This window comes from Tautonia plasticadhaerens (genome assembly GCF_007752535.1).
GTDB lineage: Bacteria > Planctomycetota > Planctomycetia > Isosphaerales > Isosphaeraceae > Tautonia > Tautonia plasticadhaerens.
Map to the genome: position 1 here is coordinate 747,478 of NZ_CP036426.1, position 13,539 is coordinate 761,016.

The window sequence follows — 13,539 nt, forward strand, 5'->3', positions numbered from 1 at the left end:
CCGGGCCCCCCGCGTCGCCCGGCGTCAGACGAAGGTCTCGGCCAGGCCGAGCAGCGGGATCCCGCCGGCGTCGAGGACCTCCCGGGCCCGGAGCCGGGCCCGGTCGCCGGTCAGGGCCCGGTGGGTGACGAGCACCGCGGCGTCGACCGCCCGGTGCAGGACCGCCGCCGAGAGCCCGGCGAACAGGGGACTGCCGTCGATGAGCACCAGGTCGTATTCCCGCCGCAATCGGGCCATCAGCAGCGTCCAGCCGGGTTCCCCCAGGAACTCCCGGGGGCGTGCGACCGGCGCCCTCAGGGGGAGGACGCTGAGGTGGTCGTCGGGGGCCTCGACCACCGCCTCGGGCAGCGGCAGGCCGTCGAGCACCACGTCGTCCAACCCCGACCGGGGCTTCAGCCCGAGCAGCCGGGCGATCATCGGCCCTCCCAGGTCGCCGTCGACCAGCAGGGTCCGGCCGGGCCGCCGGGCCAGGGCCCGGGCCACGGTCAGCACCAGCGTCGTCCGGCCCTCGGCCCGATTGCAGCTGGTGAACAGCAGGACCTTGACGCCCTGCCGGTCCCGGGCCCCGATCAGCCGGTCGGCCAGCGACTCGAACCGGGGGCCATGCTCGCGCTCCAGGGCCCGGACCGTCGCCGGCCAGGTCAGCAGCGGTCCCCGATGCCCCGGGACGTGGAAGTGAGGCGCGGGGGGGAGCGTCGCCGGGTCTCGATCGTCCGAGGGGCCGTGGACGCTGCTCGGGAGCGGTCGGGGGGCGGCCGGGCCGACCGGCTCGCGTTCGTAGGCCTCGGCAAGGGCGCGATCAAGGTCGCTCATGGCTTTGCTCCTCTTCGCCATCGAGGCCGAACGCCCCGTCCCCCGGGAGGAGGTAGCCGGGGAAGGCCACCGGCATCGGCCCGGGGTCGGTCCCCGGCCTGATCGACCCGGCCGGCTCGGGGATCGGCTGCTCCAGCTCGATCGGGAAGGGATCCGGGACGCCCGGCGGCGGGCCGACCGGCCGATCGACCTCCCCGGACGGGCCCCCCCGGATCGCGAACGCCGCCGAGGCGGCCAGCGCGCCCACGACCAGGGCGACCGCGGCCACCCGGACCTCCCGCCGGAGGCGACGCCTCGGCCCGGGGGCCGAGGCCTGGCGGCGGGACGAGGGCCGGGCCCGATGCGGCCGGGAGCCCGGCAGGGTCGGGACCTCGATGAGCACCGGGGGGGGGACGGGCCTTGAGGGTCCCGGCCGGGTCGGCGCGGGCGCCTCGCGGACGAGGGTGGTTCCGAGCATCGGAGTGGTCCCGGTCGGGGGTCGTCGAGGTCGGTCCCTGGCCCGAGTCGAGGGCGAGGGCGGGTCGGCCCGGGAAGGGACCGGCCGGCCGTCTCCTGCCCCCGATGATCGTCCCGGCTCCCGGTTAAACTTGAACGACCATGCCGAGGATGCCGCCCTCCGCAGATCAACCCTGCCGATTGTGCCGGTCGTGGCGACCGAGGGCGGCTGGCCGATGCCCGATGGTGTCCCCGGGCCGGGTGGGAACGAAGACGGCCCCCGCCCGGCCGAGAGGGCGGCGGGGCGGGGGCCAGACGGGAGACGGGGGAGTCGGGGCGGGGCAGGGGCCGACCGATCAGCGGGCGAAGAGGCGGGAGAGGACCCCCCGGCGGGGGGCCGGCGCCCCGGGCAGGTTGTTCTGGAACCCGGGGATCCCCATCCCGCCCTCGCCGAACCCGGCGAAGGCCGGGCCCCTGCCGGCCTCGTACGAGCCGACGGGCCGGAACTGCGGGGGCGCCCCGGCGAATCGGCCGACCTGGCCGCCGCCGTTGGCCAGGTCGACGGCCCGGATGTTGGCCTCGGTGACGTAGGGGTTATGCCCCTGCCAGCGGCTCTCGGCCAGCTCCAGGACGTTCAGCGGGGCGAACATCCCGTCCCCCCGGACGGCGATCCAGTCGCTCTGGTACGCCTTGGACTGGTCGATCTCGCCGTCGAGCCCGTAGACGAGCGTGTACTCGTAGATCACGACCCGAGGCTTGGGGTCCCCCTCGTTGAGGTTCGCCCCGGTGTTGGCCTCGGCCTCGACCAGCAGGCGGACCGACCGCTCCCCCTTGCCGGGGATGGCGTAGTAGGTGGTCGTCACCTTGCCGACGCCCTGGTTCCAGACCTCGTTCTCCTTGCCGTTGGGCGGGAAGGCCCTCATGTTGCTGAGCAAGGCCTGGCGACGGCCGCGGATGTGCTGCTCGAACATCCGGTGGACCTGCGGGGCGAAGCGGTCGGTCACGTCGACGCCGGGACGGGGGGGGCCGCCGGGGATGTCGGTGGCGAAGTCGCCGATCCGGTGATTGAGGTGGTTCTCCCCCAGCTCCGACCACAGGGCCTTCAGCTCGTCCCGGGTCATCCCCGAGCCCGGGGCCGGGATCGGCTCGTTCAGCAGGATCGAGGCCACCGCGCCGCCGAGGCAGTGGCCCGGCCAGCGGTTAATGTCCTGGTTCTGGGCGTTGGCCGATTCCCATCCCCTCGCCCCGGAGCCGAAGAGCTGGTCGTACTTCAGCAGGGGGGAGGGGGTCTGGTAGAGCGTGCCCTCGGGCCCCCGCCAGGTCAGGTCGTCGTAGAGGTTGGGGAACCAGGTGGCGGTGTCCCCTTCCGCCGGCATCGTCTCCAGCAGACCGTTGGCGCCGGGCAGCACGATGTCCTGGCCCGGGGCAATGTAAGAGCCCGGCGTGGCGACCAGCCGGTCGTCGCCGTTGACGTACGTGGTGTCGACCCGGCCATTGCCGCCGGCCCAGGGCTCGTGGATCGAGTCCCCCTTGGTCGGCCAGTAGTAGAAATTCCAGGGGCGTCGGGCGGCCTCACCGACCTGGACGAACTTCGAGGAGACGCGATACGGCCCCTCGGCACCCTTCACGGCGAAGGTGTACCAGCCGTGCTGGTCCTGCCCGAGCTCCCCGCCGTTGGTCCGAGGGCGGCCGTCGGGGCCCATCAGGCCCTCGACGCTCCCTTCGCTGGCGGTGATCGTCAGCGAGCCGCCATAGCGGGTCGGGATGTAGACGCCATAGAAACGATCCCCCCGCTGATCCGTGAGCGCCCCCCCCAGGGGGATGGGCGTGACCCGATCCTGCGGCGCCGTCGCCGCGATGCCGGATGACGTCATCGCCAGGGCGATCAATGCCCAGCCCGCCACCCCCCCCAAACCGATGCCGATGCGCATGATGCCTCCCGTCATTCCCGTCAGATGATTGATGTCGCCCGACCACGCCCCCCGTCCCCATCCCTGCCGGACGCGCAGAGGGCGAGCGCTCCGCGGCGAGCTTTAGCCAACTGGATTTCGGCAGGCCGGGACCGGCCGGTCGACGCTATTCCCGATCGCGGGGGGGACTCGCCCGTGAATCCCCGTAAACCCCCCAAAGTCCGTCGACTTGCCATTCGACCTCGACCTACGGAAACGCTCATCCCCCGCGGATCGCGGGCCGATACCCAGGATGCGACCCCGAGAGCGGGACGGCGCGGCCGAAGGACACGGGCCAGGCCGTCGCCCGTTCCGTACCCCCGACTTCGGGATCCCGGGTGGGAGACGCCCAGGGCCCCGAGATGACCCCATGGCCGAGGCGGGCGCGATGCCCGGAGGGCCGTGGAAGGCCTCGCAAGGCCGAGGCCGAGGTCGATCCCGACTGCGACGGTCGGAGCCCGGGGGTCGGGGAATTGCTCACCGTACCCGATCGAGACGTCGGTCGGAACGATCGACCCGTATCTCCTTGCCTCGAGGATATCGCGATGACCAAGGCTTTGGTCCTGACACTTGCCCTGAGCAACGTGGGGACCGGGCACGGCGACCACCACCAGGAAATGGTGCACGCCAGTGCTCAAGTCACCCCGACCGCCCAGGCCCCCGCCAAGGTGATGCCGGCCCCGCAGGCCCCGGCCAAGGTCGCCCCGGCGCCCCAGGCCCCGGCCAAGGTGCTGCCGGCCCCGCAGGCCCCGGCCAAGGTCGCTCCCGCGCCCCAGGCCCCGGCCAAGGTGCTGCCGGCCCCGCAGGCCCCGGTGAAGGTGATGCCGGCCCCGAAGGCCCCGGCCAAGGTCGCCCCGGCGCCCCAGGCCCCGGCCAAGGTGCTGCCGGCCCCGCAGGCCCCGGTGAAGGTGATGCCGGCCCCGAAGGCCCCGGCCAAGGTCGCCCCGGCGCCCCAGGCCCCGGCCAAGGTGCTGCCGGCCCCGCAGGCCCCGGCCAAGGTCGCCCCGGCGCCCCAGGCCCCGGCCAAGGTGCTGCCGGCCCCGCAGGCCCCGGTGAAGGTCGCCCCGGCGCCCCAGGCCCCGGCCAAGGTCGCCCCGGCGCCCCAGGCCCCGGCCAAGGTGCTGCCGGCCCCGCAGGCCCCGGCCAAGGTCGCCCCGGCGCCCCAGGCCCCGGCCAAGGTGCTGCCGGCCCCGCAGGCCCCGGTGAAGGTGATGCCGGCCCCGCAGGCCCCGGTGAAGGTGCTGCCGGCCCCGCAGGCCCCGGCCAAGGTCGCCCCGGCGCCCCAGGCCCCGGCCAAGGTGCTGCCGGCCCCGCAGGCCCCGGTTAAGGTCGCTCCCGCGCCCCAGACCCCGGTGAAGGTGATGCCGGCCCCGCAGGCCCCGGTTAAGGTCGCCCCGGCCCCGCAGGCCCCGGTGAAGGCGGCCCCTCAGGTGGCTCCCGCCCCGCAGGCCCCCGGCAAGGGGTGGTGATCCTCTCGGGGTGACGCTGCGTCGCCCTGGCTCCGGGGCAGTCCCGATGAAACCGCAGGCCGAGGCCGCCCGACTGATCGGGCGGCCTCGGCCATTTTTCGTTGGAGTCGGGCCGACGGCGGCGGGCCTTCGGTCACCGAGAGCGCGGTGGGATTCCGCCCCGCCGCGTGGCCCCGGGTTCGGAGCGGTCGCCTCGATCACGAGTGCCCGACCGGTCTCGAGGCGGGATCGCATGCCTGGGATTCGCGGTCGGGGGCCGATCGGCATCTCTCATGTTCGGTCGGGGAATGTGATGGTCAATGGCTTCCATTGATGCGACGAGGTCGCCCGGGTGTCGAGGCCTCCGGCGGGTCCGGGACGGGGGAGAGTCGGCCGAGGTAGGGCCCGACGTTGGGGATGGCCGGCCCGAGGATGACCGTCAGCCCGCTCCGCTTGGCGAGCCCCTGATAGTTCACCACGCTCCGGCCCCCGACGAACACCGGCGCCCCCCGGAGCCCCGAGAGCTCCCCGAACCGCTTCCGGACGTTCCGGGAGAGCGTCATCGAGATCCCCACCGCGACGGGCTCCCAGTCGTGGATCGCCTGCTGGATCTCCCGGACCGCCAGGTCGGCGCCGAGGTAGATGGCCCGCCAGCCCGAGAGTTCCAGGGCCAGGCTCAGCATCAGCGGCCCCCCCTCGTGGCGATCCCCCTGGACGCTCAGGGCCAGGATGCTGCCCCTCGGCCTCGTATTGGATCCCTGGGCCTCGTCGACTAGGCCCGCCAGCTTGCGGAGCAGGTACATGCTGGCCAGGCGTTCCTTGGCCATCGAGCACTCGCCCCGGAAGAGCCGCTCCCCCGACTCGGTCAAGGAGGGGGAGATGACCCGGTCGACGATCTCCGGCAAGCCGAGGCCGGATGAGGCCCGGCGGTAAATCTCCTCGGCGGCGATGCAGTCGGCCCGCCCCAGGGCCGAGATCAGGCGATCCACCGGGTCGTCTCGCCCCGGGCCGTCCGGCATGCCGACCTCGGCGACGAGCCGGCCGTCCCGGGCGTCGGCGATGACCTTGCAGATCGCCTCCCCGGACCGGGAACGGCGGGCGATCTCGCGGATTAGGCGAACCTGCTCGGCCTGATAGCGCCGATGGCCGGCTTGGGTCCGGGAGGGGTCGGGGAAACCGTATCGCCGCTCCCAGACGCGCAGGGTGTGGCAGCTGACCCCGGTGAGCTTGGAGACCGCGGCGATCGAGTAGCGGGGAACGGAGAACAGTCCGGCGTCCACGATCACTCGCCTCCCCGGCTTCGGTGAAGTGGCCGGGGGCGGGGGCCGCTCGACGACCGGCCGAGTGGCCGACAGCCCCCGGACGAAGCCGTGTCAGAGCGGCGCGGCGCGCCTCGGGACGGCGACGTCACGTCCGGGAAATCGACGTTTCCATGATCTTCCCCCCTCCGGATGGCCAATGCAAGTCAACTTCCCACCCCCGGGGAATGCCCGGCGATGTTGCCGGGATGCAACATGGCGGCGGCATGGCCTAGGCTCCCTGAGGGGGAGGGCGGCTCACAGCCCCGGGCGATGGGACCTTTCGCCCGGTCCGGGGGGGAACCCCGGACCAACTCGACTCGGAGAGAGGATCACGCGATGTTCGGCGACAGCACTCAAGGGGCTCGCGAGGGCCGTCGACGGGACGCCAACGGCCTGAGGCCGACGCTCGAGGGGCTGGAACAGCGCCTGCTGCTCTACTCGACGCTCGGCGGAGAATGGGCCTACGGGAGCCGGATCACCTACAGCTTCCCGCCCGACGGCGCGAACGTCGGCGGCGTGCCGAACGCCCTCTCCCAGGCGATGGCCGGCCGGGGGATCACGGAGGCGCAGTGGAAGGCCGAGCTGCGGCGGGCCTTCGCGGTCTGGCAGTCGGCCGCCAACATCAACCTCGCCGAGGTGCCCGACTCGGGCGCCTCGCTCGGGGTGCCGGGCAACCAGCAGAACGACTCGAGGTTCGGGGACATCCGGGTCTTCGCCACGCCGCAGCAGCCGGGGGTGCTGGGCTACGCCTTCGCGCCGCCACCGATCAACGGCGGGACCAGGGCCGGGGACGTGGTGCTCAACAGCTCGGCGGCCTGGAACGTCGGCTCGACGTTCGACCTGCAGACGGTCGCCATCCACGAGGTCGGGCACGCGCTGGGCCTGGGCCATTCGAGCATCAGCACCGCGGCGATGTACGACGTCTATAACGGCCTGAAGCAGGGGATCATCAGCGACGACATCAACGGGCTGCGCTCCCTGTACGGGGCCCGGCAGCAGGACTGGCTCGACCAGTACCGCAACAACAAGGATCCCTGGAATGCCATCAACGTCTCCGGCTATCTCGACGCCTCCGGCCGGGTGACGCTGCCGAGCCTGGACGTCACCTCGAACCAGGACGACGACTGGTTCTACGTCAAGGCGCCGAGCAACGCCAGCGGGACGATGGTGATCACGATGCAGGCCAAGGATCTCAGCTCGCTGAGCCCCCGGTTCGAGGTCTACAACTCGGCCCTGCAACTGGCCGGCTGGACCGTCTCGCCGAACCCGAGCACCACCTACGGGTCGACCATCTCGCTGCAGTTCACGGGGGTGCCGGCCGGCACAGGGGTGTACATCAACGCCCGGGGCTGGAACGCCCAGAATAGCGGCGTCAACGGCATCGGCGCCTACGCCCTCCGGGTGGACTTCAGCGGCGGGCCGGTCCCGCCGGCGATCGTCTCGCCGCCGGGCACGACCGTGCCCGAGAAGCCCGACCAGGGCGGGGGCTCCATCGCTCTGGCCGCCCCGGATCCCGCGAAGGGGGGCGGATCGTGGCGGAAGGACGCCACGCCGGCTCCCTCACCGATCGGATTGTCGAAGGGTACCCGGTTCTCGACCTGGGAAACACCGGACAACAGCGACCCCTCGTACGGGACCGTCGCGTTCCGATCGCCCGACCGCCCCGGGCTCGGGCGCGTCTTCGAGCCGACGACCGCGTTCGCGGCCCCCTCCCCGTGGTTCGTGCAGGCCATCGACGCCGCGTTGGAGGAGGTGGAGGGGGACACGCCCCCGTCGAAGAACGCCCGATTGGCCAGTTGGATCGACGAGGTCATGACGGTCGAACTCCCGACCTGATCTCGGGCCCGCCCCCGAGAGGGCAGCCCGGGTGTCGGGCTCCCGGTCGGACGCGTGGTTTCTCGGCGACACCAGGACGGCGTGGACCTAGGCTTCCGAAGGCGACCCATGCGACCGGCAGCCGAACGCTTCGACGTGCTCCCGGATCGAGTCGTGCGGATTCGGGCGAGAAGGGCATTGTTCATGAAGACCAGGATCCCCGAGCGACGAACCCTGCTCCGGGCGATTCGGCCCCGGGTCGAGCCGCTGGAATGCCGGATCGCCCGATCGGGCGATCCGCTCACGTTCCCGATTCCCCCTGACTTCTCCCCGTTGAGGATGCTCTTCGGGGACACGCTGCCGACGCCGCCGGACGACTCGCTCTCGCTGCCGACGCCGCCGGACGACTTCCCCACCCTGCCGACGCCGCCGGACGACTCGCCGCCCGAACCCTCGGATCCGATCGACTTCCCCGGGCCGCCCGACCCGATCGACCCGGATTCTCCGGACGGGGGCGGAGTCGACCCGCCGACCCCGTTCCCCCCCCCGGTCGACCCGCAGCCCGGAGACGGCCCCTCGCCGACCGACCCCGGTCAGGGGCCGACGCCCCCGTCGCAACCGATCCCCAGGCCCCCCGAGCCGCCGACCTTGCCGGTCGCCGCCGTCCGTCCGGCCGACGGGGACGTGCTGGAGGCCGGGACGGTCGGGGAGATCTCGGTGACGATGGCCGAGGCCATCACCCGGGAGGGGCTCAACCCGGGCGATTTCCTGCTGGAGCGGATCCCCACCTCCGGGAAGCCCGAGCGGATCTTCGGCCTCCAACGCCCGCCCGGCTGGCGCCTGGAGGCGGGGGGGACACGCCTGGTCCTGCTGACCGGCCAGCCCCTGGCCGAGGGCCGCTATCGCCTGACCCTGATTCGGGGGAGCCGGTTCACCGGCGTCGGGGGCCGGACGATCGACTCGGTCCCGGTCGACACGGTCCTCTCGGAATTCCGGGTCGCGGCCCCGTCGAAGCCGCCGGCCCCGGTCGTCGAGGTCCCCGATCGCCCCCCGTCCGCCCCGGCCAAGCCGGTGCCCCGGCCGACCCCCGGGACTCCCTCACCGGGACGCCCCGAGCCGGCCCCGACCGGGGTGACGCTCGACCGTGCCGTCGCCATCGGGACGATCGGGCCCGAGGTCCGGGACGTCTCCGGGACGCTCGGCCCGTCCGGCGCCCCGTCCTCGGTCCGGCTCTACCGGATCGAGCTGGCGCCGGGCCACTTCTGGAGGCTCGGCCTGGAGGTCTCGGGGGACCACGCCGGGAGCCCGATGCCGACCCGGATCTCGCTGTTCGACGCCGAAGGCCGGCTGATCGACTCCGGCGCCATGACCCTGGACGGCTCGCCGGACGACCCCTTCCTCTTCGCGGGCCTGGAGCCGGGGACGTATTTCGTCGGCGTCTCCTCGGTCGATGACGAACCGGGGAACGGCGGCTATGACCCGGTGACCGGGGCCGTCGGGGTGAACCTGAGGTCCCAGCCCGGAGGCTCGTTCTCGCTCTCCCTGGTGGCCGACCCCGCCGATTCCCCGACCCGGGTCGTCGGCCTGGATCTCGACCGGCTCGACCCGGCCGACCCGGTGCCGACGGGTTTCACGATCCGCTTCGACGGCCCGGTCCGGGCCTGGGGGCCGGGCGGGGCGACCGGATCGGAGTCCTCGGGCCCGCCTGTCGAGGTCGTCGACCAGGCGGGGCGAGTCTGGCCCGCCACGGCGGTCTCCTACGACGCCCAGACCGGCGCGCTCTCGATGCTGTTCCGGGACCGGCTCCCCAGGGGCCGCTACGAGGTCCGGCTGCCGGCCTCGGGCGGCCTCGTCGACCTGGCCGGACTCTCGCCGGTGGCCGACGGGATGCCCGGCCGCGTGCTCGGCCGATTCGAGGTCACCACGGTGCCGACCGCTCGAGACCCGAACGACCTCGGCGCCCTCCTGCCCGGCCGTGCCCCTGCGGGAGAGGCGGTCGAACTGCGACTCGCCCCGGGGGCGTCGGAGGCGGTCCGGTTCGTCGTCACCTACGAGACGCAATACGAGCTGCGGCTGCTCGACCCGTCCGGCGGGGTTTCGATCGAGCTGGTCGGCCCCGACGGGCCGATCCTCCTGGATCCCCTGCCGACGGGCGTGAACGGGACCCAGGTCCAGCTCCGCCCGGGGGTCTATTCCGTCCGCCTCGTCAACCTGGGGTCGGGGCCCGCCGGGGTCTCCCTCCGGATCCGGGCGCTGGATCCCCCGAGGGATTCGGTGCCGCTGAACGGGGTCGGCCAGGGGCCGGCGCTCGGGATGAGGCTGGTCTCCCCTTCGGCGGGCCCTCGTCCCTCGAATCCGATCGAGGTCGGCGGCTCGACCACGAATCCGGGCCCCCCGGCGACCTTCCCGGACGCGCCGGGGAGCGCGGCCGGGCCGATCGGCCCGGGGGTAGATACGGGGTCGGAGGCGATCGCGATGGGAGAAGCAGGGGCCTCGATCCCCGGCGGGCCCACGCTGTCGCTCGACGTCGAGTTGCTCGGCCGGCCGACATTGCAGTCGTTGAGGGTGGCCGCGGTGAGCCCCGACGGCGCCGAGGGCCTGGCGGCGACCGCCTCGATTGGGGGGGGGCCTGAGTTGTTCCGCTCCTTCGCGATCGGCCCCGGGCAGTCTGTCGGCCTCCCCGGGGTCGACCACGGCGGGTGGGGCGGGCCGGCTTCCGGCCCGACGGCCTGGGCCGGGGCCGAACCCGGCGAGGGCGGTGCGGTCGTGCTCGGGCCTCAAGAGTCCCGGGCCCCCGGCGGTGAGTCGGCGGTCGACCTGCTCGATGCCGTGCTCGCCCTGCTGCCCCCGGCCGGGGGCCCGATCGGGGACGACCTGGCGATGCTCGACCTGGGAGTCGTCCCCGGGCCATCGGGCGGGGTCGACGAGGGGGCTCGGGAGCCCGATCCTCCCGGGGACCGGGAACCGTTGCCGATCTCGGTGGTCCAGGCCCTCAGCCTGGGAGTGGTCGTCACCTGGACCGCCAGGCGATGGTCGAGGCGCCGGATCCGGGCCGGTCGACGGACGGGGCGGCCGCCGGGCGTCGGGGGCCCCGATTCGTCGATCGCGGCGGCGAGGGACGGCGCCCTCCTCGACGGCCTGATCCGACGACACCCGGGATCGTGCGCCGGTCGCCTCAGCTGAGGGCCGGGACCCGGTACGCCCGCCGGCGGTCGAGGCAGCCGACCTGGACCGCCGAGCCGGCGACCCGGAGGCAATAGGCCGCCCGCCGTGCCAGCCACTCGGGGCGCCCGGACCGCTCGGCCAGGTCCCGGGTCGTGAACGGGTCGGGCAGGTCGTCGGGCAGCAGGGCCCGGAGGTCGGCCGGCACCCGGATCGAGGTCTCCGAGACGACCCGTCGCAGCCGACGGTCGGCGACCACATATCCCCGGCGTCCCCGGGCCGGGATCCGCTCCTCGTCGACCTCGACGGCGAGCACGACGACCTCCAGGCTCGGATGTGAGATCAGGCCGGCGAGCCCGACGAGGTGCTCGAACGCGTCGAACGGCCCTCCCCGCCTCGGGCTGGTCCGGGAGGACCGGGCCGGGCCCCCCGGGGTTTCGAGCCGGAGGATCCGGCGGGCGGAGATCACCGGCTGGGCGACGAGGACCTGATTCCCCGGCAGCAGCCGCCCGAGCTTCGGCCGGAGGGCCGACGTCGGGCCGCACTGCACCTCGACGAGCCGGCCGTCCGGGGCGATCGCGTCGACCCGGTCCCGGCCCAGTCGCACCTCGACCCAGGAGCCGTCCCCCCCGGCGAATCGACGCTTCAACTCCCGGTGGAGGCTGGATTCCATCGCCCGGCTCAGCTCGAGGGGGGGAGCGGCTCCACGCCCAAATCCCGGATCGTCAGCAGCGCCCGGAACTCCAGGCCGGCGTCGGCGAAGGCGTCGGCAGCCCCCTCGAGGCGGTCGAGCATGACGATGACCCGGGCGACCCGACATCCCATCGCCCGGGCCGCCTCGACGGCCTTGAGCGACGAGCCCCCGGTGGTCGCGACGTCGTCGAGGATCGCCACGGTCGAGCCCGGCTCCAGCGGGCCCTCGACCAGGTTCCCCGTCCCATGCCCCTTGGCTTCCTTCCGGACGAGGAACCCGCGCAGGTCGGGACGCCTCCCCGACCCGGCGACCGCCAGGGCGGCCCCCACGATGGGGTCGGCCCCCATCGTCAGGCCGCCGACCGCCGCCACCTCCGGCACCTCGTCGAGCAGCTCCAGCATCCCGGAGCCGACGAGTGCCGCCCCCTCGGCCGAGAGCGTGACCCGGCGACCGTCCACGTAATAATGCGAACTCCGCCCGCTGGCCAGCGTGAAGGTCCCCACCTTCAGGGCATCCCGCCGCAGCAGCCCGATCAGCCGATCCCGATCCCAGCCGACATCCATCCCATCGACCTCCGATCCCAGGACGAGCCGACCCGGCGGCCCTCACCCAGCCCGGGCCCAAGCATAGCCCGATCGAGGCCCCGCGACCAGCCGTCCGATCCGGCCGGGTTGTCCCATTCTCCCGGGATCGAGCGGTCGTCCCGGCCGGATCGAGGCAGGGGAGGGCGGCTGCGGAATTGACCATCGTGGCACGGTCTCGCCCAGCCCGATTGGCCGGGTCGATTCGATCAGATAATCGTTCAAATCGTTCACGGCTCGAATCGCGGGTTGTGGCCCGAGGGGGTGCGTTTTTCGCGAATTTCCCGTATGTGTCGGGAAAAATTCTTTTGGCCCTTGCCGCCGCTTCGGGATCGGTTTAGGATGAAATCGTTCAAAACGTTCATTCGAAACCGTGCAACTCGGTTGGTGCAAGTGGTCGACACGCTCCTCAAGACCCGACAGTTGGCGGGACTGCTGAACGTAAGTGTCAGCACGATCAAACGCTGGGTTGACCTGGGGGAACTCCCGGCGACGAGGACGGTGGGAGGACACCGCCTGGTGCCGTTGTCGGGGGCCTTGCGATTCGCGGCCGAGCGGGGCCTGCCGACGGACCGCCTGGAGCGGTTCCTTGCCGACTCGGCGTCGGCGACGGCGACCCCCGGGGAGGGGGCGGGTCCGGTGACCTGGGAGGACCTGGCCACTGCGTTGAAGCGGGGGCGATCGGCCGCGGCACGGAATTTGATTCTAAGGGCATACGCCTCGAGTCACGATGCTGCCGCGCTGGCCGACGATCTGATCCGCCCCTCGATGGAGTCGATCGGCCACGACTGGGAACGTCGATCGCTGGACATTTACCAGGAACACCGCGCCTCCCGAATCGTCGAGGGGGCGTTGATGGAATTGTTGCGCTCCCGGACGCCGCCCCCGGTCGGGTCCCCCGTGGCGATCGGGGCGTCGCCCCAGGGGGATCTCTACACGCTGCCGGGGCTGCTCGCGGAGCTGACCCTCCGGGAGCTCGGGTGGGACGCCGTCAACCTCGGCCCGAACCTGCCGATGGCCTCGCTCGCGAGGGCGATCCGGGTGCAGCAGCCGAAGCTCGTCTGGCTGTCGGTGTGCCACCTGGGCGACGAGTCCCTTTTCATCCAGGAATACAAGTCATTCTATGCCTCGGCTTCCAGGACGGGGGCCGCGGTGGTCCTGGGCGGGTCTGCATTGACCCCGGCTCTCCGGGCCTCGCTGGTCGCCGCGAGCTTCGGCGACCGGATGGCCCACCTGCGCGAGTTCGCCCGCCGGATCAGCCCGACGGACGCCGGATCGCCTGATACTTCATCGATGGAACGCCCCGGGACGATCGAGCCTTGAGGAGCCCTCCACGAGGGG

At 73.0% G+C, this 13,539-nt stretch carries 10 protein-coding genes; 4 read left to right on the plus strand and 6 right to left on the minus strand.

Features of this window, described 5'->3' with window-relative positions; translation table 11 throughout:
* Nucleotides 1–24 precede the first annotated feature (24 nt).
* From ElP_RS02785 to ElP_RS02795, 3 genes are all read right to left on the minus strand, one after another.
* On the minus strand, nucleotides 25–813 hold the full coding sequence (locus ElP_RS02785) for a CpsD/CapB family tyrosine-protein kinase (protein ID WP_145267033.1): 789 nt from the start codon (nucleotides 811–813) through the stop codon (nucleotides 25–27).
* Nucleotides 800–1,270, minus strand: a complete 471-nt coding sequence (locus tag ElP_RS02790; protein ID WP_145267035.1) for a hypothetical protein — start codon at nucleotides 1,268–1,270, stop codon at nucleotides 800–802. The genes ElP_RS02785 and ElP_RS02790 overlap by 14 nt, the downstream gene beginning before the upstream one ends.
* 334 nt (nucleotides 1,271–1,604) lie before the next feature.
* Nucleotides 1,605–3,179, minus strand: a complete 1,575-nt coding sequence (locus ElP_RS02795) for a hypothetical protein (RefSeq protein ID WP_145267037.1) — start codon at nucleotides 3,177–3,179, stop codon at nucleotides 1,605–1,607.
* Between the two features lie 563 nt (nucleotides 3,180–3,742).
* Here ElP_RS02795 and ElP_RS39280 point away from each other — a divergent pair.
* Nucleotides 3,743–4,666 (plus strand): hypothetical protein, encoded by a 924-nt coding sequence (locus tag ElP_RS39280; RefSeq protein ID WP_231749435.1) that lies wholly within the window; start codon nucleotides 3,743–3,745, stop codon nucleotides 4,664–4,666.
* A gap of 296 nt (nucleotides 4,667–4,962) precedes the next feature.
* Here the strand turns inward: ElP_RS39280 and ElP_RS02805 are convergent, their stop codons facing one another.
* Nucleotides 4,963–5,925: a MerR family transcriptional regulator gene (locus ElP_RS02805; RefSeq protein WP_145267039.1), complete on the minus strand. Its 963-nt coding sequence runs from the start codon at nucleotides 5,923–5,925 to the stop codon at nucleotides 4,963–4,965.
* Between the two features lie 357 nt (nucleotides 5,926–6,282).
* On the opposite strand from ElP_RS02805, the gene ElP_RS02810 reads away from it, so the two are divergent.
* On the plus strand, nucleotides 6,283–7,782 hold the full coding sequence (locus tag ElP_RS02810) for a matrixin family metalloprotease (RefSeq protein WP_197446671.1): 1,500 nt from the start codon (nucleotides 6,283–6,285) through the stop codon (nucleotides 7,780–7,782).
* A gap of 183 nt (nucleotides 7,783–7,965) precedes the next feature.
* On the plus strand, nucleotides 7,966–10,944 hold the full coding sequence (locus ElP_RS02815) for a hypothetical protein (protein ID WP_145267043.1): 2,979 nt from the start codon (nucleotides 7,966–7,968) through the stop codon (nucleotides 10,942–10,944).
* Here ElP_RS02815 and ElP_RS02820 read toward each other — a convergent pair.
* Both ElP_RS02820 and pyrE read right to left on the minus strand, forming a co-directional pair.
* Complete coding sequence (locus ElP_RS02820; protein WP_145267045.1) at nucleotides 10,937–11,596, minus strand: hypothetical protein; 660 nt, start codon at nucleotides 11,594–11,596, stop codon at nucleotides 10,937–10,939. The genes ElP_RS02815 and ElP_RS02820 overlap by 8 nt on opposite strands.
* 8 nt (nucleotides 11,597–11,604) lie before the next feature.
* A complete protein-coding gene (pyrE, locus tag ElP_RS02825) occupies nucleotides 11,605–12,180 on the minus strand; it encodes an orotate phosphoribosyltransferase (protein ID WP_145267047.1) in 576 nt (191 codons plus the stop codon).
* Between the two features lie 360 nt (nucleotides 12,181–12,540).
* On the opposite strand from pyrE, the gene ElP_RS02830 reads away from it, so the two are divergent.
* A complete protein-coding gene (locus tag ElP_RS02830) occupies nucleotides 12,541–13,521 on the plus strand; it encodes a B12-binding domain-containing protein (protein WP_197446672.1) in 981 nt (326 codons plus the stop codon).
* The last annotated feature ends 18 nt before the right edge of the window (nucleotides 13,522–13,539 follow it).

Coding starts and splice junctions, on each gene's coding strand:
- ElP_RS02785 (WP_145267033.1), bottom strand. CDS start 813: ATGAGCGACCTTGATCGCGCCCTTGCCGAGGCCTACGAACGCGAGCCG.
- ElP_RS02790 (WP_145267035.1), bottom strand. CDS start 1,270: ATGCTCGGAACCACCCTCGTCCGCGAGGCGCCCGCGCCGACCCGGCCG.
- ElP_RS02795 (WP_145267037.1), bottom strand. CDS start 3,179: ATGCGCATCGGCATCGGTTTGGGGGGGGTGGCGGGCTGGGCATTGATC.
- ElP_RS39280 (WP_231749435.1), top strand. CDS start 3,743: ATGACCAAGGCTTTGGTCCTGACACTTGCCCTGAGCAACGTGGGGACC.
- ElP_RS02810 (WP_197446671.1), top strand. CDS start 6,283: ATGTTCGGCGACAGCACTCAAGGGGCTCGCGAGGGCCGTCGACGGGAC.
- ElP_RS02815 (WP_145267043.1), top strand. CDS start 7,966: ATGAAGACCAGGATCCCCGAGCGACGAACCCTGCTCCGGGCGATTCGG.
- ElP_RS02820 (WP_145267045.1), bottom strand. CDS start 11,596: ATGGAATCCAGCCTCCACCGGGAGTTGAAGCGTCGATTCGCCGGGGGG.
- pyrE (WP_145267047.1), bottom strand. CDS start 12,180: ATGGATGTCGGCTGGGATCGGGATCGGCTGATCGGGCTGCTGCGGCGG.
- ElP_RS02830 (WP_197446672.1), top strand. CDS start 12,541: ATGAAATCGTTCAAAACGTTCATTCGAAACCGTGCAACTCGGTTGGTG.